This window comes from Pseudomonas sp. P110(2024) (assembly GCF_057480795.1).
On sequence record NZ_JBLIYT010000005.1, the window covers coordinates 165868 to 183163 of the forward strand.

General features: G+C 64.5%; 16 protein-coding genes. 12 read left to right on the forward strand and 4 right to left on the reverse strand.

Going from position 1 to position 17296, the window contains the following annotated elements:
• Positions 1-4: 4 nt before the first annotated feature.
• Positions 5-2053: a phenylacetic acid degradation bifunctional protein PaaZ gene (gene paaZ, locus AC25ND_RS09825; protein ID WP_247282887.1), complete on the forward strand. Its 2049-nt coding sequence runs from the start codon at positions 5-7 to the stop codon at positions 2051-2053.
• 282 nt (positions 2054-2335) lie between these two features.
• A complete protein-coding gene (locus tag AC25ND_RS09830; protein ID WP_036985759.1) occupies positions 2336-2638 on the forward strand; it encodes a hypothetical protein in 303 nt (100 codons plus the stop codon).
• A 5-nt stretch (positions 2639-2643) separates the two neighbouring features.
• Here the strand turns inward: AC25ND_RS09830 and AC25ND_RS09835 are convergent, their stop codons facing one another.
• A complete protein-coding gene (locus AC25ND_RS09835; RefSeq protein WP_182324314.1) occupies positions 2644-4275 on the reverse strand; it encodes an ATP-binding response regulator in 1632 nt (543 codons plus the stop codon).
• Between the two features lie 107 nt (positions 4276-4382).
• On the opposite strand from AC25ND_RS09835, the gene AC25ND_RS09840 reads away from it, so the two are divergent.
• A complete protein-coding gene (locus AC25ND_RS09840; RefSeq protein ID WP_062574100.1) occupies positions 4383-4997 on the forward strand; it encodes a LuxR C-terminal-related transcriptional regulator in 615 nt (204 codons plus the stop codon).
• 111 nt (positions 4998-5108) lie between these two features.
• Complete coding sequence (locus AC25ND_RS09845; protein ID WP_186596063.1) at positions 5109-5282, forward strand: hypothetical protein; 174 nt, start codon at positions 5109-5111, stop codon at positions 5280-5282.
• A 56-nt stretch (positions 5283-5338) separates the two neighbouring features.
• Here the strand turns inward: AC25ND_RS09845 and AC25ND_RS09850 are convergent, their stop codons facing one another.
• Positions 5339-5560, reverse strand: coding sequence for a DUF6555 family protein (locus AC25ND_RS09850; RefSeq protein ID WP_028688896.1), 222 nt, complete (start codon positions 5558-5560; stop codon positions 5339-5341).
• 331 nt (positions 5561-5891) lie between these two features.
• Between AC25ND_RS09850 and AC25ND_RS09855 the strand changes: the two genes are divergently transcribed.
• Together AC25ND_RS09855 and AC25ND_RS09860 are read left to right on the forward strand one after the other, a co-directional pair.
• Entirely contained in the window at positions 5892-6119 is a 228-nt protein-coding gene (locus AC25ND_RS09855) for a hypothetical protein (RefSeq protein WP_236248083.1), read from the forward strand.
• A 76-nt stretch (positions 6120-6195) separates the two neighbouring features.
• On the forward strand, positions 6196-10320 hold the full coding sequence (locus AC25ND_RS09860; protein WP_182324310.1) for a CheR family methyltransferase: 4125 nt from the start codon (positions 6196-6198) through the stop codon (positions 10318-10320).
• A gap of 52 nt (positions 10321-10372) precedes the next feature.
• Here AC25ND_RS09860 and AC25ND_RS09865 read toward each other — a convergent pair whose 3' ends face one another.
• Both AC25ND_RS09865 and AC25ND_RS09870 read right to left on the reverse strand, forming a co-directional pair.
• Positions 10373-10924, reverse strand: a complete 552-nt coding sequence (locus AC25ND_RS09865) for an ATP-dependent Clp protease proteolytic subunit (protein ID WP_028688898.1) — start codon at positions 10922-10924, stop codon at positions 10373-10375.
• 14 nt (positions 10925-10938) lie between these two features.
• Entirely contained in the window at positions 10939-11334 is a 396-nt protein-coding gene (locus AC25ND_RS09870) for a low affinity iron permease family protein (RefSeq protein ID WP_028688899.1), read from the reverse strand.
• Between the two features lie 377 nt (positions 11335-11711).
• Between AC25ND_RS09870 and AC25ND_RS09875 the strand changes: the two genes are divergently transcribed.
• The 6 genes from AC25ND_RS09875 to AC25ND_RS09900 all read left to right on the forward strand — a co-directional run bounded on the left by AC25ND_RS09875 (position 11712) and on the right by AC25ND_RS09900 (position 17274).
• Positions 11712-11996, forward strand: coding sequence for a hypothetical protein (locus tag AC25ND_RS09875; protein ID WP_186595866.1), 285 nt, complete (start codon positions 11712-11714; stop codon positions 11994-11996).
• Positions 11997-12319: 323 nt separating this feature from the next.
• Positions 12320-12862, forward strand: a complete 543-nt coding sequence (locus AC25ND_RS09880; protein ID WP_186595858.1) for a type 1 glutamine amidotransferase domain-containing protein — start codon at positions 12320-12322, stop codon at positions 12860-12862.
• Positions 12863-13428: 566 nt separating this feature from the next.
• Entirely contained in the window at positions 13429-14346 is a 918-nt protein-coding gene (locus AC25ND_RS09885) for a DUF72 domain-containing protein (protein ID WP_028688903.1), read from the forward strand.
• Positions 14343-15116, forward strand: a complete 774-nt coding sequence (locus AC25ND_RS09890; RefSeq protein ID WP_062362445.1) for an endonuclease/exonuclease/phosphatase family protein — start codon at positions 14343-14345, stop codon at positions 15114-15116. The genes AC25ND_RS09885 and AC25ND_RS09890 overlap by 4 nt, the downstream gene beginning before the upstream one ends.
• Positions 15113-16315, forward strand: a complete 1203-nt coding sequence (gene clsB, locus AC25ND_RS09895) for a cardiolipin synthase ClsB (protein WP_186595854.1) — start codon at positions 15113-15115, stop codon at positions 16313-16315. Before AC25ND_RS09890 ends, clsB begins: the two co-directional genes overlap by 4 nt.
• Positions 16315-17274 (forward strand): lysylphosphatidylglycerol synthase domain-containing protein, encoded by a 960-nt coding sequence (locus AC25ND_RS09900; protein ID WP_062362451.1) that lies wholly within the window; start codon positions 16315-16317, stop codon positions 17272-17274. The genes clsB and AC25ND_RS09900 overlap by 1 nt, the downstream gene beginning before the upstream one ends.
• Positions 17275-17296: the final 22 nt, after the last annotated feature.

Sequence of the window (17296 nt, forward strand, 5' to 3'; positions counted from 1 at the left end):
CAGCATGTCCGCCGCCCCTACCCTGCAAAGCTTCATCGCCGGCCGCTGGATCGGCCAGCACGGCGCCCAGGCCCTGCGCAGCGCCCTCGACGGCCAGGTCCTGGCCTATAGCCACGAAGAGCGCCCGGACTTCGCCGAAGCCGTGGATTTCGCCCGGGCCCAGGGCCTCAAGCAGCTGCTGGCGATGGATTTCCAGCAGCGCGCCGCCCGGCTCAAGGCCCTGGCGCTGTACCTGGCCGAGCGCAAGGAGCAGCTCTACGCCCTGTCCCGCCATTCCGGCGCCACCCGCGCCGACAGCTGGATCGACATCGAGGGTGGCAACGCCACGCTGTTCGCCTATTCGAGCATGGGCCGGCGCGAGCTGCCGTCGGGCAACCTGGTGCATGAAGGGCCGGCGATCCCGTTGGGCAAGCAAGGCCACTTCGCCGGCAGCCATATCCTGGTGCCGCGCACAGGCGTGGCCGTGCATATCAACGCCTTCAACTTTCCGATCTGGGGCATGCTGGAGAAGTTCGCCCCGACCTTCCTCGCCGGCATGCCGTGCATCGTCAAGCCCGCTACCGCGACCAGCTACCTGACCGAAGCCGTGGTGCGCCTGATGAACGAATCGGGCCTGTTGCCGGCCGGCAGCCTGCAACTGGTGATCGGCAGCACGGGCGATCTGCTCGACCGCCTGCAGGGCCAGGACGTGGTGACCTTCACCGGCTCCGCCGACACGGCGGCCAAGCTGCGCGTGACCCCGAACCTGATCCGCCATTCGGTGCCCTTCACCGCCGAGGCCGACTCGCTGAACTGCGCCATCCTCGGCCCGGACGTCAGCCCCGACAGCGAGGAGTTCGAGCTGTACATCAAGGAAGTGGCGCGGGAGATGACCACCAAGGCCGGGCAGAAATGCACGGCGATCCGCCGCGCCATCGTCCCGGCCAGGCACCTCGACGCGGTGGCCAGCCGCCTGCGCGAACGCCTGCGCAAGGTGGTGGTGGGCGATCCTGCGGTCGAGGGCGTACGCATGGGCGCGCTGGCCTCCCACGACCAACAGCGCGATGTCGGCGAGCGCGTGCGCCAGTTGCTGGACAGCTGCGAGCAGTTGCTGGGGGCCAGTGACGGTTTCACCGCGGTCGGCGATGGCGTGGCCGAGGGTGCGTTCTTCGCCCCGACCCTGCTGCTGGCCCGCGACCCGCATGCCGAAGGCGGCGCCCATGACATCGAGGCGTTTGGCCCGGTGAGCACGCTGATGGCCTACGACGACCTCGACGAGGCCCTGGCCCTGGCCGCGCGAGGCAAGGGCAGCCTGGTGGCATCGCTGGTGACCGCTGACCGCTCTGTAGCGGCCAAGGCCATCCCGGTGGCGGCGGCCTGGCACGGGCGGCTGCTGGTACTCGACAGCGAGGCAGCCAAGGAATCCACCGGGCATGGCTCGCCATTGCCGCAGCTCAAGCACGGCGGCCCCGGCCGAGCGGGTGGCGGCGAGGAGCTGGGTGGCCTGCGCGCGGTCAAGCACTACCTGCAACGCGCCGCCGTGCAAGGCTCGCCAAGCATGCTCATGGCGGTGACCGGTGAATACGTGCGCGGCGCCGAGGTGATCGAGACCGAGGTGCACCCGTTCCGTCGCCATTTCAACGACCTGCGCATCGGCGAATCGCTGCTGACCCACCGCCGCACCGTGACCGAGGCCGACCTGGTCAACTTCGGCTGCCTGTCGGGCGATCACTTCTACATGCACTTCGACGAGATCGCGGCGAAGCAGTCGCAGTTCGGCAAGCGCATCGCCCACGGTTACTTCGTGCTGTCGGCGGCGGCCGGGTTGTTCGTCAGCCCGGGCGAAGGGCCGGTGCTGGCCAACTATGGCCTGGACACGCTGCGCTTCATCACACCGGTGGGGATCGGCGACACCATCCAGGCGCGCTTGACCTGCAAGCGCAAGATCGACCAGGGCAAGACCAGCCCGCAAGGGCAGGCGCAAGGGGTGGTGGCCTGGGATGTGGAGGTGACCAACCAACTGGGTGAGCTGGTGGCCAGTTATGACATCTTGACGTTGGTGTTGAAGCGGTAAGCGAGATTGGGTGGCGATTCGCGCTCCCTGAGCGGCCTTGCCGGGGCGCCGGACCGGTCGGAAAGGGCTGCAAAACAGCCCCGGCATGTCCAAGCCTGACGTCACTACTCAATACATTGAAAGACCCGACACTAAAGGCAATATGCCACCTCGCACATCCGCCCTACATCCTGCAACGCCCCTCGGCGCTATAGTCGCCCCACCGCCCCACCGCCAGCCCCCTTCCTGGCGGTGGGTGCGCCGTACCGAGAACAATGCCAAGGAAGCAACGCGATGATCCCCATGTCCCTCCCCTTCAAGTCCCTGTTCCTGCTCGCCGGCCTCGCCGCCCTGACCGGTTGCCAGACCGCCAGCCCCAGCGCCGACACCCTCAAGCAGCGCGCCGAAGTCACCCTTGGCGTGCCGGTGAACAAGGTCAGCAACCTGCGCAGCGACTCCAACACCACCTACTTCAGCGCCAGCACCGCCAAGGGCCAGTATGACTGCCAGGTGGCCAGCGGAGGCCTGGTCGCGGTCGCTGGCATGGGCCTTATCACCCCGTCACCGACCTGCTGGAAAGAAGGCCAGGCCCCTGTCTTCCAGTGACGCCCTCAGGCATCGGCCTGAACCACCGGTGCCGTTCCCCTCTCGCGCAGGGCGCGCAACGCCGCGCGCAACTCGGCAGGTCGCACCGGCTTGGCCAGCACCGCGATGCCCCGTGCCTGCAAGGCGCCCTGCAGCCTGTCGATGTCGTGACCGGTCATGATCAGCGCCGGCACATCGGCGCCGCGCTGCGCGCGTAGCTGGTCGATACAGTCGATGCCGGTGGCCTGCGGGCCCAGGTCGTAGTCGGCGACGATCACATCGCAGTCACTGACCAGGCCAAAGGGCGAACACTCGGCCTGCACCTCGCATCCCCAGCGCTGCAGCAAGGCGCTAGTGGCCTGCAGCACGTTGTCGTCATCCTCCACCAGGCACACCCGCAGCCCCGTGAGCAGGCCCGCCTGCACGGCCTGGTCGACCGTGGCCCGCGACACCTGCGCGCAGGCTCTGGACAGCCCCTTCAAGGTCACGCAGGTGCCATGCCCCAGGTGCGAGCGCAGGCTGACCTCCAGGCCCATCAACCGCCCCAGCCGCTTGACGATGGCCAGGCCGAGGCCAACGCCCTCGACATCCTTGTCGCGCACTTCGCGCACCCGGTAGAACTCCTCGAACACTCGGCCCTGGTGCTCCTCGGCGATCCCTCTGCCCTGGTCGCAGACGACAATGGCCAGGCCCTGGCCGCGAGGCCGCACGCCGATCAGCAGCGGGCGTCCGGCGGCGTACTTGAAGCTGTTGGACAGCACGTTCTGCACCATGGTCGCCAGCATGCCCGGGTCGGCGCGAATCCAGTGATGGCTGGGCACCAGGCGCATCTCGACCCCGGCCCAGCGCGCCGCCTCGCTGTTCTGGCGCAGCAGTTCGCGCAGAAAGCCGTCCACCGCGAAAGCCTCCCACTTCGGCTGCACCCGGCCGTTGTCCAGGGTGTACAGGTCGAGGATCGAGCGGAACAGCTGCGAGACATTGAGCAGCGAACGGTCGATGCTGTCCACCAGGCGCCGCTCCTCCTCACCCAGGCGCGCCTCGCGCAGGCAGGCGGTGAACAGGCCGATGGAGTGGATCGGCTGGCGCAGGTCATGGCTGGCCTGGGCCAGGAAGCGGGATTTCTCGCGGGTCGCGGCCTCGGCCAGGGCCGTGGCCTTGCGCGTGCGCTCCAGTAGCAGGTGGGCGTAGAACGGGATCAAGGTGCTGGTGGTCAGCAGCATCGGCAGCAGGAACGGCTGTTCCTGCCAGTAAGGCGTCAGCCGCCACACCACCAGCAGCGCGGCCAGGGCCAGCACCGTGGCGATGGCCAGGTAGCGCGAGCCGAAGCGCATGCCATTGCCCAGGTTGATCCATACCATCACCGCATACAGCGGCAATGCGGTCTCGCCGCCGACCACCAGGCCGAAGCAGGTACCGGTGTAGTCGCCGAGCATGCCGAAGATCCGCCGCGCCGGGTAATGCCCCGGCCAGCGCTTGATGGCCTGGCGCATGCCGATCGACACCACTACAAAACCTGCGTAGTAGAGCAGTACCGGCAGGTAGGTGGCCGGCGAGCGTCCCGGCAGGAAGCCCAGCAGCGCCACGTAGCTGATCGCGCAGGAGGCGACGATGATGCGCAGGTTGGCCTGGTCCAGTTCGTTGTTCTTCTCGAACCTCATGGGGTAACGTCCTTGTGCGCCAGTCGGCATTTGCGGCATGCATCATAAGAAAATGCCGCAGTTGACTGCTAAATTAGCATGTGCCGGACGACAGGGAGTTCCTCGACGTGAGTTGCCGCATCATCGTGGCGGATGACCATCCGCTGTTCAGGGAAGCCATGGTCAACACCGTGCGGCGCATCCTGCCCGACGCCCGGTTGGAGGAAGCCGGCAGCCTGGCCGATGTGCTGCGCCTGGCCACACTGGGCGAGACGCCCGACACCCTGATCCTCGACCTGCGCTTTCCCGGCCTTACCTGCATCGGTCGCCTCGCCGAGCTGCGCCGGCAGTTGCCGCGCACCACGCTGATCGTGGTGTCGATGGTCGATGACCCGCAGGTCATCTGCGAAGTCATGGCTGCGGGTGTCGATGGCTTCATCGGCAAGAGCGTAAGCCCTGGGGAAATCGGCGCGGCCATCCTCGCCATTCGCGCCGGCGAGGTGGTGGTCAACTATGTGCCCAGCGGCCTGCTGCCGCAACGGGAGGCCTCCAGCGAACTGGAACAGCTCACCGAACGCCAGCAGGACGTGCTGCGCCTGATTGCCCAGGGCAAGACCAACAAGGAGATCGCACGGGCGCTGGATATCTCGCCGTTTACCGTACGCATCCATGTGTCGTCCCTGCTCAAGACCCTCAACGTACCGACCCGCACGGCGGCGGCCGTGAAGTATTCCGGAAACTGAACGACCGCTTGTCGCCAAGCAAGGGATGAGATAGACCTTCCCACCCCCCTGCACGATCCCAATGCATGAGCAGCGAATGTTCCGCCGCACGCGTTGAGGGAGGATGCCGGCATGAACGAGAAACACGGGATGGGTGGTGGTGACGTGCAGAGCGACTGGCCGGAACTGGAGCCAGACCGACGCAACGACCAGCCCGATCCCGATGATGCGGATGCCGCCCCTGACCTTACCGAGGAAGAAAACCGCCCCGGCGTGCCGGCCAGCGATCCGGAATCCGGGGCCTAGGACCTGGCGCGGACTTGCCCGCTGGCCAAGGGCCTGTGCACTACCAAGGGCGCGAATCAGACCCGCCAGTGCACATCGGTGATGCCGTGCCGCTCGGCCAGCGGTCGGCTGACCTTTTTGATCTTTTCCCGCCCGAACTTCGGAATGATCCCCAACCCCGCATCGCAACTGGCCCAGTGCCAGGCTTCGGCATTGTCCATGTGTTCCTGGCGGATGATGAACCGCCGTGGCTCTCCGTGCAGCCGGTATTCAATGGTGTACAGCTGGGGACTAGGCATCGCCGCAGGCCCTCCTCTTCTCCATGGATGACTCTTTGACTGATCGTGGTGCGCCATGAAAATTCAAAAAAAATGCCAGCCACGGTGAAGGAAGGGCCAGCCCATTACGCATCGCTGCCGCCCCATGGCTGGGTTGGAGGTGGAGGCCGTGTCACCGTGCAACCGTTTTGAGCCGTCGCAATCCGCCACAGCTCACCCATTGTTGCCCTGCTCTGGCCAACGTTAAACAGCGTGCGGGGTGCATGGGCTCGACACCGGGCAAATCATTTGCACTTATTCGCGTGACCGGCGGTCACACCACTGAATGCCCACTTCGCACAACGGAGCTCCCATGCCCATGACACATAGCTGCCAGGCGCTCGCGCTTGAGCAGAATCGCCGGCTGTTCGCCAGCGCCTACCAACTCGAGCATGCCGCCATTGTCCTGCTCGAAGGAGATGGGCTCGACGCCAATCGCTTCGACCATTATCAGAAACTACGACGCAAGGCTGCTGTACGCTATCAGGAAGCCATCGAACACCTTGCACTGATTCAAGGTACCCGCTCGTCGCCAAAGTGAGCGGCAGCCTATAATCTGCGCCCAGTGCCCGGCGATTCACCCTGGGCCATTTCCAGGTCCGTACAAGGCTGATGCCATGAAGTCGTCCAGCAAATCGCCCCTCGCCTCGCCGCACAATCCGGCGCTCAGCCCCAGCCACCTGGACTTCCCCGTGGTCGGCATCGGTGCCTCGGCCGGCGGCCTGGAGGCGATCCGCCGGTTCTTCCAGCACACCCCGGACAATTCCGGCATGGCGTTCGTCGTCGTGCTGCACCTGTCCCCGGACCACCAGAGCCAGGCCGACCGGATCATCCAGGCCGTCACCCGCATGCCGGTACGCCAGGTCAGCGAGCCGGTGCCGATCGAACGCAACCATGTCTACGTGATCTCGCCGGCCAATCGCCTGTCGACCAACGACGGCTACCTGCGGGTCAGCCCGGCCAAGCGCAACCGCGGCGATCATGTGGCCATCGACCTGTTCTTCCGCGACCTGGCCGACGTGCACAAGGATCACGCTTTCTGCGTGGTGCTCTCGGGAACCGGCAGCGACGGCGCCGTAGGCCTGTCGCGCATCAAGGAGCAAGGTGGCCTGACCCTGGTGCAGGCACCCGAGGATGCCGAGTACCCCGACATGCCCCGTGCGGCGCTGGCCACCGGCATGGTCGACCTGCTGCTGCCGGTGGATGAAATGCCTGCGCGCCTGGTCGAGTTGTGGCGTACGGCGCGCCAGGTGAAGTTACCGGAAATCGAAGACGACAGCCTGCCGCCGCCACTGGGAGAGCGAGAGGGCGACCCGGCGGCGAGTGACCCGCTGCTGGATGAGATCCTGCTGACGTTGCAAGGCGAGACCGGCCACGACTTCAGCCATTACAAGCGTGCCACCGTGCTGCGTCGCCTGGAGCGCCGGCTGCATGTGACCGGCCAGACAGACCTGGCCGGCTATCTCGATTTCCTGCAACGCCACCCTGAGGAATCGCGGGCGCTGCTGGCCGACATGCTGATCGGGGTGACCAACTTCTTCCGCGACCGCGAGGCGTTCGAAGCGTTGCAGCGCCATGTGATGCCCGGCCTGGTCAACATGGATGCCATTGAAGAGGCGGCGCACGAAGTGCGCATCTGGTCGGCGGGCTGCTCTACCGGCGAGGAGGCCTACAGTTTGGCGATGCTGGTGGCCGAACAGTTGGCGGTGGAGCAGCGTAGCGTCCAGGTGCAGGTATTCGCGACCGACCTCGACGAACGCGCCATCGGCCTCGGCCGTGCCGGGCAGTATCCAGACGCCATCGCCACCGACGTGTCGGCGGCGCGCCTGCGCCAGTTCTTCATCAAGGAGGATCAGCACTTCCGGGTGCGCAAGGAAATCCGGGAAAAGGTTCTGTTCGCCCGTCATAACCTGCTATCCGATCCACCGTTCTCCCAACTCGACCTGATCGTTTGCCGCAACCTGCTGATCTACCTGGACCGCGATGTGCAACGCGACATCCTGCGCCTGTTCCATTTCGCCCTGCGTCCAGGCGGCCATCTGTTCCTGGGCAGCTCCGAGTCGACGGACCTTGCAGCCGACCTGTTCGTCGCCGTGGACAAACGCAACCGCATCTTCCGCGCCCGGGAGGTGCAGACCACCAGCCATCCGGCGCGCCTGCAGGCCCCGGAACCTGCGCTCGCGTCACCTGCCCGGGCACGTAGCAGTCGCCGTTTGTCCTACGCCGAGATCCATCACCGCGCCCTCGCCCGCTGCACGCCGCCCAGCCTGGTGGTCGATACCGAGGGCAATATCCTGCACATGAGCGAAGGCGTCGGACGCTTCCTGCGTCACGCGGGTGGCGAGCTCAGCCACAACCTGCTCAACCTGGTCATCGCCCCGTTACGGCCCGCCCTGCGCAGCACCTTGCTGCAAGCGCAAGGCAGCGGCCAGGCGGTGACCTCGCGCAGGGTCGAGGTCAACCTCGACGAATACTCGACCTCGGTGCAGATCCTGATCCAACCCCACCAGGATGACCCCAGTGGCACTGACTGCCTTCTGGTGGTGTTCCAGAGCATCGAAGTCGACGGCAATGCAGGCCCCAGCCCTGCTCTCGAGCAGAGCGAAGGCATGTTGTTGACCAACCTGGAGCGCGAACTGCATCGCACACGGCTGCAATTGCAGGAAACCATCGAGCAATCGGAGTTTTCCAGCCAGGAGCTGACCGCTTCCAACGAGGAAATGCAGGCGATCAACGAGGAGCTGCGCTCGGCCAGCGAGGAGCTGGAAACCAGCAAGGAAGAGCTGCAGTCGATCAACGAAGAGCTGCTGACGGTCAATTACGAGCTCAAGACCAAGGTCGAGGAGACCGACAAGGTCAACGACTACCTGAGCAACCTGATCGCCTCGACCGACATCGCCACGGTGTTCGTCGACCGCAACCTGTGCATCCGCTGGTTCACCCCCCGAGCCACCGACATCTTCAGCATGTTGCCGGTGGACACCGGCCGTTCGCTGCTCGACATCACCCATCGCCTGGACTACCCAGGCCTGGCTGACGATGCCCGTGCGGTGGTCGAACGCGAGACCACCATCGAACGCGAAGTGCTCGGCCACAACCAGCACTGGTACCTGGCCCGCCTGCTGCCCTACCGGGCCAGCGAGCGCCACGTCGACGGCACCGTACTGACCTTCATCGACATCAGCCAGAGCCGCGCCGCGGAGGAACGCCTGCGCCAGGGCGAGGAACGCATGCGCCTGGTGGCGGAAAGCACCCATGACTTCGCCATCATCCTGCTTGACGAGCAAGGCCTGATCACCGACTGGAACACGGGGGCCGCGCTGATTTTCGGCTATGGCAAGGACGAGGTTCTCGGCCGCCACTACCAGCTGATCTTCACCGAGCAGGACCAGGCCAGCGGCGTGCCGGAGCGTGAACTGCGCAGCGCCCGCCTCCATGGTCGTGGTCAGGACGAGCGCTGGCACGTACGCAAGGATGGCAGCCGTTTCTATTGCAGCGGCGAGGTGTCGCGCCTCAAGGGCAGCAGCTTGCGGGGCTACGTCAAGATCGCCCGCGACCTCACCGGCCACAAGCGCCTGCACGACGAGCAGAGCAAGCAACTGGCCGAGTCGCAGAGCACCAGTCACATGAAGGACGAGTTTTTCGCCGTCATGTCCCATGAACTCAAGCACCCGCTGAACCTGATCCAGCTCAACGCCGAGATCCTGCGGCGGTCGCCGTCGGTGAAAGCCGCCAGCGCTGCCAGCAAGGCCATCGGCGTTATCTGCGACGCGGTCTCCAGTCAAGCGCGGATCATCGACGATCTGCTTGATGTCGCTCGCATCCGCACCGGCAAACTCAAGCTCAAGACCCAGGTGATCGACCTGGGCACGGTACTTCAGGGGATCCATGCCGTGGTGCTTAACGAACAGCATCCTTGCGCCGTGCGCCTGGCACTGCCTGCGGATGGCGCGCCTGTTCACGTGGAGGCCGATGGCACGCGGCTCGAGCAGATCATCTGGAATCTGCTGAACAACGCATTGAAATTCAGCCCCGCAGGCAGCGAGATTCGCGTGGTACTCGCCAGACAGGACGCCCATGCCCGCCTGGAGGTGATCGATCAGGGTGTCGGCCTGACCGAGGACAGCCTGGAGAGCGTTTTCGACCTGTTCACCCAGGCCGCCCCACAGCTGTCCGGCAACCGCGACGGCCTGGGTATCGGCCTGTCACTGGTGCGCCAGCTGGTCGAGGCCCATGGCGGGACGGTGGCGGCGTATTCCCCGGGGCTGGGTTGCGGCACGACCTTCACGGTCTGCCTGCCACTGTGCGCGCCCGGGCGTCAGGCCCCGAACGAGGCATCCGGGCAGACCAGCGACGGCCGCCTGGACGGCGTCAAGGTGCTGCTGGTGGACGACTCGGTGGAAATACTCGAGGTCATGCAGCAGTTGCTGGAGATGGAAGGCGCGCAAGTCGAGGCCTATAGCTATCCGCAAGCGGCGCTGGAGGCCGCCGCCAGCGGGCGCTACGATATCATCCTGTCCGATATCGGCATGCCGGTGATGGACGGCCACGCCCTGATCAAGGCGCTGCGTGCCCTGGGGCACCTGCGCTACACGCCGGCCATTGCCCTGACCGGCTATGGTGCCAGCGCCGACCAGTACCGCTCACGCCAATCAGGCTTCGACCGGCACCTGAGCAAACCGGTGGGGTACGACGACCTGGTCGAGGCCATAGAGACATTGTGCGGATCGGAGCCCTATTGAGCTTGGGCTGGCACAGCGTCGTCAAGACGCATTCCATCGCCCCCTGCCCCACTCACGCATGCACGCTCCATTGCACCGCATCCGCAGCGATGGGCAATTCGTCGATGGCGTGGATCATCCCGCTGACCAGGGCCTCCTCCGGCCCCAGGATACGCGGATAGGCCATCAAGTAACGCGGCACGTCCAGCACGTCGCTGGCGCCTTCGGTTCGTTCGGCGACGATCTGCGCATACAGGCGCAGGTCGTAGTCCAGGCTCATGGCGTATTCGGCCATGCGCGCATGGTCCACCGAGCCGTGCAAGGTCCAGTGGAACGGATGGAACAGGAACTTGCTGCAGGCACAGGCGGTACGGTGAACACCGGCCAGAAACAGGATGTTGCCCATCGATTCGACCGTGCCCAGGTTGTGGGTATGCACCGGCACCGGCAAGGCGCGCAGGAAGTTGTACAGGGTAAAGCCGTAGCTGCATTCGCCGCCCATGGTGGCGATGTTCACTTGCAACAGCTCGGCGCCCTGCTGCAGGGCCTTGGAGCAGGTATTGATCAGATTGCCGCAGGTCGCGGAGTTGATCGGGCCGGTGTAGTGGATGATATGTCTGGCCATGTCGTACTCCAGGGTCAGTCAGGCGTGTGCTTTTGCGCAAGGTCACTGCCCGGCGCCGCCAGGTCGTGCTCGCCGATCTGCTGGTAATGCTTGCGCAGCGCATGCAGTTCGGCCGGCCCCATGTCTTCGAGGTCGAGCAGGGCCTTGTGCGCCCGCTTGGTGGTGCGCAGCAGCTCGTCGATCTTGATGTGCAGCTCATCGTTGTCGCGGTTCTGGGTGTTCTGGATCAGGAACACCATGAGGAAGGTGATGATCGTGGTCGAGGTATTGATCACCAGTTGCCAGGTGTCGTTGAAGTGGAACAATGGCCCGCTGACGCCCCAGGCGATGATCAGCATCAATGCGATGACGAAGGTCACCGGGCGTCCACTGTGGCTGGCCAGCCATTGGGCAAACCGGTCGAATTTCATGCGTTGGGTCTCCTCCAGGCCGGTGGCCTGGTTTCACCGGGCAGTCCCTCGATGTCCGGGTCGTCCGGCTGCACTTGCGGTTGTCCCTCACCCGGTTGCACCGTGGCTTGCGGTTGATCGTCGTCAAAAGCATTTTCGCTGTTCATGGCTCACCTCGGTTTGCGCGCCGGCATGCGGTGGAGGCGCGCAAGGCGAGCAAAGTTCCAGTTTTTCTCGCCAACCACGCGCTGTACCGCGGTTGTTCACCCGCTAAATGTTTGCCTCGCAGTCCTTCAGGCAACCGGTCCGAAAATCGGAAAATCATTGCAGTGCGATGACTCACGGCCCAGTCATAACTGAACACAGACCTTCCTGTGTTCGACCAGAGGTAAGCCATCATGGCTAACAATCAAGACAAGGGCGGCGACCATGGCGCCGACACCAACGTGGGCAACGCCGGCCAGCAAGGGGGCCACGGCTCGGCGGGCGACATGACCGACCGGCAAAAAGGTGGCCAACGACCTGATGACAAGACCGACAAGGAGTGGGCGCAATCCCAGGACACCGGGCGACAAGGCGGGCAATCGCTGGAGCAGCCTGAGGACAAGGAAAACCTCTCCGACACCGGAACAGTCGGCGGCCAACAACGTGACCCAGGCCAACGCATGGACAAGGAACGCTGATTGCAAAGGCGTTCCCCAGGGCGACAACGTTCGCCCTGGGGAGGTATTGGACAGTTGCGGTACAAGCACGAAGCAAGGCCGCGCTTTAGCTGACGAGGTAAAGCCCATGATAGGCCCCGATCATCCAGATCCTTATGTCGATGAAATACCGCACGACCCCGGCGACAAGGTACCGCCGCCCGATCCGAAATACGAGGCACCCGACTGGCCGGAAGGCCAAGTGGCACCCGAGGAACAATCTGACGGATGACCGCACCTTGACCTTGGGCGGCAGGAGCACAGCCCTTCGCCTCCCAGGGCCCATCGAAAACGGAGATCGAAAAATGACTGCTCAACTGAATGGCAAGCGCGTTGCCTTCCTGGTCACTGATGGTTTTGAACAGGTGGAACTGACGGGGCCTCGCGAAGCGCTCGAAACAAATGGAGCGATAATCGACATTCTGAGTGACAAGGAGGGAACCGTTCGCGGCTGGAACCATGACAAGCCTGCCGATGAGTTTGCGGTGGACGCCACCTTCGAGAGCGCCCACCTTGATCTTTACGATGCCATTGTGGTGCCGGGGGGCGTACAGAACTCCGATACCATTCGCCTGATGCCTGCAGCGCAGAAATTGGTGAAAAGCCACGACTCGGCAAGCAGACCCTTGGCGGTCATTTGCCATGGCGCTTGGCTGCTGGTATCGAGTGATCTGGCCAAAGGCAGACGGATGACCAGCTACAAGACCTTGCAGGATGATATTCGCAACGCTGGCGGCAACTGGGTAAATGAAGAAGTGGTGGTGGACGGCAATCTGATTACCAGTCGCCAGCCAGACGATATTCCGGCCTTCAACGAGCAGTTGATCAAGGCGCTGGCCGGTAGCTAGGCAGTCCTTCGTTCCGTCAGTGGGAAGCGGCATCGGAAGAGGATTGAGAACAGGCCAGCTCACGCGCCCTGGCAACACCCCATAGCAGGGCGGTCGTCATGGACTGCCCCGGGCGCGTCCCATAGGCTTCTTCGTGGACCAATGCACCGTCCTGGCGATAGATGCCCATGAACAACTGTGTGGTTCCAACACGTGAAAGGCGCACCTGGACATCTATAGTCCAGCCGGTATCAAGTATTTCAGTGTGCGTACGGCAATGTAGCTGCGCATCCATCCAATCCCAATACGTCTGACCTCTTTCTCTCATCACGTTCTCCCACGGTGAGATCTAAGTAAGACACATTGTCGGAAACTAGGCTGACCACCGATCGTTTTTTTGGAACCCTTTCAACACGTTGAGAGGCTGATCGCTGACTTATCAGTCATAGAAAGAACCAAACGGCGGTGCCTTGTCGCCAACAAAGCTCCGCCAGGGCATTTCCGCCAGCGCCACTCGTCAATCCTGATGAACCCTCTCGCGCCGCTACCAGTCGCTACTGATAAGTACACGAACACAGGGGGCTCTCGTGAGCGAGATCCGTATTGGTATTTCCGGTTGGCGCTATGGCCCATGGCGCAAGGACTTTTACCCCAAGGGGCTACGCCAGGACGACGAACTGGCCTTCGCCTCGCGAGCGGTCAACAGCATCGAGATCAATGGTTCGTTCTACGCGCTGCAGACACCGGAACGCTATGGTCATTGGCGTGACCAAACACCCCAGGGCTTCGTGTTCTCGGTCAAGGCGCCGCGTTATATCACCCATGTGCGCAGGCTTCGAGAGATCGACGAGCCGCTTGCCAACTTCTTCGCATCGGGCCCGCTAATGCTGGGCGACAAGCTGGGGCCATTCCTGTGGCAGTTTCCGCCGAGCCTGAAATTTGATGCGCAACGCTTCAGCGATTTCCTGGCCAAGCTGCCGCGTGATCGCAACGCTGCCCGCCTTCTTGCCCGCCAGGCGGCCGAGCGCCTGCAAGACAACGGCGGCACGGCCATCCGCGGCAACCAGCGCCTGCGCCACGCCGTGGAAATTCGCCACCCCAGCTTCCTCTGCGACACCTTTATCAACCTGCTGCGCAAGCACAAGATTGCCTTGGTGGTCGCTGACAGCGCGGGCAAATGGCCTTATGTCGAGGAGATCACGGCCGATTTCGTGTACCTGCGCCTGCATGGCGATGTCGAGCTCTACAGCAGCGGCTACACCGCCAGCGCACTGCGCCGCTGGCGCCTGCGCATCCAGGCCTGGGCTGCGGGCGGCCAACCGGAAGATGCCCGGCGCGTCGTACGCCGGGCCCCTGCGAAACGCGCATCCCGTGACGTGTACTGTTACTTCGACAACGACCAGAAAGTGCATGCCCCCTACGATGCCCGCCGCCTGCTGGCCAAGCTCGGCCTTGACGGCGAGCTGGTGACCGAGCCTGGCGTCGAGCCGCAGGAGCCTCTATGAACGGGACCCTGCCCACTCCCCGCTGCATCATCGACAAGGTGACCGCCGTGCACCGCCTGACGGTGCTGACCCTCAACGTGCACAAGGGCTTTACCCTGTTCAATCGCCGTTTCATCCTGCCAGAGCTGCGCGAGGCGGTGCGCGCCACCGGGGCCGACCTGGTGTTCCTGCAAGAGGTGCATGGCAGCCACCACGGGCATGCCGAACGCCACCCGACCTGGCCGACGACGCCTCAGTACGAATTCCTCGCCGACAGCATGTGGCCACAGTTCGCCTACGGGCGCAACGCGGTCTATCCCCATGGCGACCATGGCAACGCCCTGCTGTCCAAGTTTCCGATCCGCGCCCACGACAACCTTGACGTGACAATCCACGGCAACGAGGAACGCGGCCTGCTGCATTGCCTGCTCGAAGTGCCTGGCCATGAGCAGGTACACGCGATCTGCGTGCACCTGGGGCTGCGCGAGGCCCATCGCCAGCGCCAGGTCGGCCTGCTGCTGGCATTGCTCGACAGCCTGCCGCCGGACGAGCCGGTCATCATCGCCGGTGACTTCAACGACTGGCGCCTGAAAGCGGATTCGCGGCTCTCAGAATACCTGGTCGAGGCCTTTGGCAGGCCGGCGCGCAGCTTTCCCGCCCGCCTGCCGCTGCTGCGCCTGGACCGCATCTACCTGCGCAATGCGCAAGCCTGCCAAGCGCGGGTGTTGTCCCGATACCCCTGGTCACACCTCTCCGACCATGCCCCACTGGTGGCGCAGGTGACGCTATGAAACAGTCCTGGAGCATCGGCAACCGTGTCGAACTGTTGATCAACGGCGAGCAGTACTACCCACGTGTGTTCGAGGCCATGGGCCAGGCACGCGAGGAGATCCTCCTGGAGACCTTCATCATCTATGACGACAAGGTCGGCCAACCCTTGCGCCAGGCCCTGATCGACGCCGCGCGGCGGGGGGTGCGGGTCGAGGTGGCGGTGGACGGCTATGGCACCGCGGACCTGCCCGACGACTTCATCGCCTCGATGACCGAGGCCGGGGTGCGTTTCCATGCGTTCGATCCGCAACCCCGGCTGGCCGGCATGCGCACCAACCTGTTCCGCCGCCTGCACCGCAAGATCCTGGTGATCGATGGGCAGCGCGCGTTCATCGGCGGCATCAATTACAGCGCCGACCATCTCGGCGACTTCGGTCCGCAGGCCAAGCAGGACTACGCCGTGGAGGTCGTCGGCCCGGTGGTTGCCCAGGTACATGCATCCTCCTGCCGCCTGCTTGCACCGGTGCTGGACACCGCGAGCCAGGTCCGACCGACCGGCATTGATGCGGGCCCGGCCAGCGCCGTGCTGGTGGAGCGCGACAACCGGCGGCATCGCAACGATATCGAGGTCTGTTACCTGCAGGTCTTCCGTGAAGCCAGGCAACGTATCGTCGTGGCCAATGCCTACTTCTTCCCGGGCTACCGTCTGCTGCGCGAGCTGCGCAACGCCGCTCGGCGCGGGGTCGAGGTGACCCTGATCCTCCAGGGGCAGCCCGACATGCGCTGGGTGCGCGCGCTCTCGCGGCTGCTCTACAACTACCTGCTGCGCGATGGCGTGCACATCCACGAGTACTGCCAGCGCCCGCTGCACGGCAAGGTGGCATTGGTGGACGACGAGTGGTCCACCGTAGGCTCGAGCAATCTCGACCCACTGAGCCTGTCGTTCAACCTGGAGGCCAACCTGCTGGTTCGCGACCGTGCGTTCAACGATGTGCTCTACCAACACTTGAGCGAGCTCACCCGCGAACACTGCAAGACCGTGACGCTGGAGCGCATGGTGCGTGGCTACTGGTGGCGCGCACCCTTGATCTTCCTGGGCTTCCACATCACCCGCTATTTCCCGCGTATCGCCGGCTGGTTCCCGGCGCACCGGCAACGCCTGCAGTCGTTGCAAGCCGACAGCGAGGCCCCGGCCGGCTACCACGGGGGTAAGACCTGATGGCCACGCCACGCTGGAAGACCTGGGGCAAACGCCTGCTGACCGTGCTGTTCCTGGTGCTGATCCCGGTGCTGCTGTTCACCCTGGCGCGTAACCTGGACTGGAACGAAGTCCGCCAGTCGCTGCTGGCCTACCGACCCTCGACCCTGGCCCTGGGGTTGCTGCTGGCCCTGTGCAGCTACCTGGTGTTCGCCAGCTACGACCTGCTCGCTCGCGCCTACACCGGCCATCGCCTGCCGGCCCGCCAGGTGCTGCCGGTGGCGTTCGTGTGTTATGCGTTCAACCTCAACTTCACCACCTGGGTCGGTGGCGTGGCCCTGCGTTATCGCCTGTACGGCAGGCTGGGGCTCGACACGCCAACCATCACCCGCATCCTCACCCTGGGTCTGTTGACCAACTGGATGGGCTACCTGTTGTTGGCCGGCACCGTGTTCGCCCTTGGCATGGTCAAGCTGCCGGAAAATTGGGCGGTGGGGGCTGGGGGTCTGCGCCTGATCGGCGTACTGATGATGGCGGTCGCGTTGACTTACCTGTTCGCCTGCGCCTTCGCCAAGCGGCGAACGTGGGACCTGCGCGGGCACGAAGTCACCCTGCCGGGCCTGCGCCTGGCGCTGTGCCAGGTGGCCCTGGGCGCGAGCAACTGGGCACTGATGGCAGCACTGATCCACCTGCTGCTGCCACCAGACCTGTTCTATCCGTCGGTATTGGGCGTGCTGCTGATCAGCTGCGTGGCGGGCGTGGTCGCCCATATTCCCGCAGGGCTCGGCGTGCTGGAGGCCGTGTTCCTCGCCCTGCTCCATGGCCAGCTCGGTCAGGGCGAGCTGGTCGCCGCGCTGCTGGGTTATCGAACGTTGTACTACCTGATTCCGCTGTTGTTGGCGGTGTTCACCTACCTGATCCTCGAGAAGCGCGCCAAGGCCTTGCGCCAACAGGCCAGGCCGGCCCTCGACAAGCGCTGATGGGCCATCGCCCGGGAGGTAC

What these genes read in the sequence shown, in the direction of transcription:
- paaZ (WP_247282887.1), top strand. Translation starts at nt 5, where the DNA reads ATGTCCGCCGCCCCTACCCTGCAAAGCTTCATCGCCGGCCGCTGGATC.
- AC25ND_RS09830 (WP_036985759.1), top strand. Translation starts at nt 2,336, where the DNA reads ATGTCCCTCCCCTTCAAGTCCCTGTTCCTGCTCGCCGGCCTCGCCGCC.
- AC25ND_RS09835 (WP_182324314.1), bottom strand. Translation starts at nt 4,275, where the DNA reads ATGAGGTTCGAGAAGAACAACGAACTGGACCAGGCCAACCTGCGCATC.
- AC25ND_RS09845 (WP_186596063.1), top strand. Translation starts at nt 5,109, where the DNA reads ATGAACGAGAAACACGGGATGGGTGGTGGTGACGTGCAGAGCGACTGG.
- AC25ND_RS09850 (WP_028688896.1), bottom strand. Translation starts at nt 5,560, where the DNA reads ATGCCTAGTCCCCAGCTGTACACCATTGAATACCGGCTGCACGGAGAG.
- AC25ND_RS09855 (WP_236248083.1), top strand. Translation starts at nt 5,892, where the DNA reads ATGCCCATGACACATAGCTGCCAGGCGCTCGCGCTTGAGCAGAATCGC.
- AC25ND_RS09860 (WP_182324310.1), top strand. Translation starts at nt 6,196, where the DNA reads ATGAAGTCGTCCAGCAAATCGCCCCTCGCCTCGCCGCACAATCCGGCG.
- AC25ND_RS09865 (WP_028688898.1), bottom strand. Translation starts at nt 10,924, where the DNA reads ATGGCCAGACATATCATCCACTACACCGGCCCGATCAACTCCGCGACC.
- AC25ND_RS09870 (WP_028688899.1), bottom strand. Translation starts at nt 11,334, where the DNA reads ATGAAATTCGACCGGTTTGCCCAATGGCTGGCCAGCCACAGTGGACGC.
- AC25ND_RS09875 (WP_186595866.1), top strand. Translation starts at nt 11,712, where the DNA reads ATGGCTAACAATCAAGACAAGGGCGGCGACCATGGCGCCGACACCAAC.
- AC25ND_RS09880 (WP_186595858.1), top strand. Translation starts at nt 12,320, where the DNA reads ATGACTGCTCAACTGAATGGCAAGCGCGTTGCCTTCCTGGTCACTGAT.
- AC25ND_RS09890 (WP_062362445.1), top strand. Translation starts at nt 14,343, where the DNA reads ATGAACGGGACCCTGCCCACTCCCCGCTGCATCATCGACAAGGTGACC.
- clsB (WP_186595854.1), top strand. Translation starts at nt 15,113, where the DNA reads ATGAAACAGTCCTGGAGCATCGGCAACCGTGTCGAACTGTTGATCAAC.
- AC25ND_RS09900 (WP_062362451.1), top strand. Translation starts at nt 16,315, where the DNA reads ATGGCCACGCCACGCTGGAAGACCTGGGGCAAACGCCTGCTGACCGTG.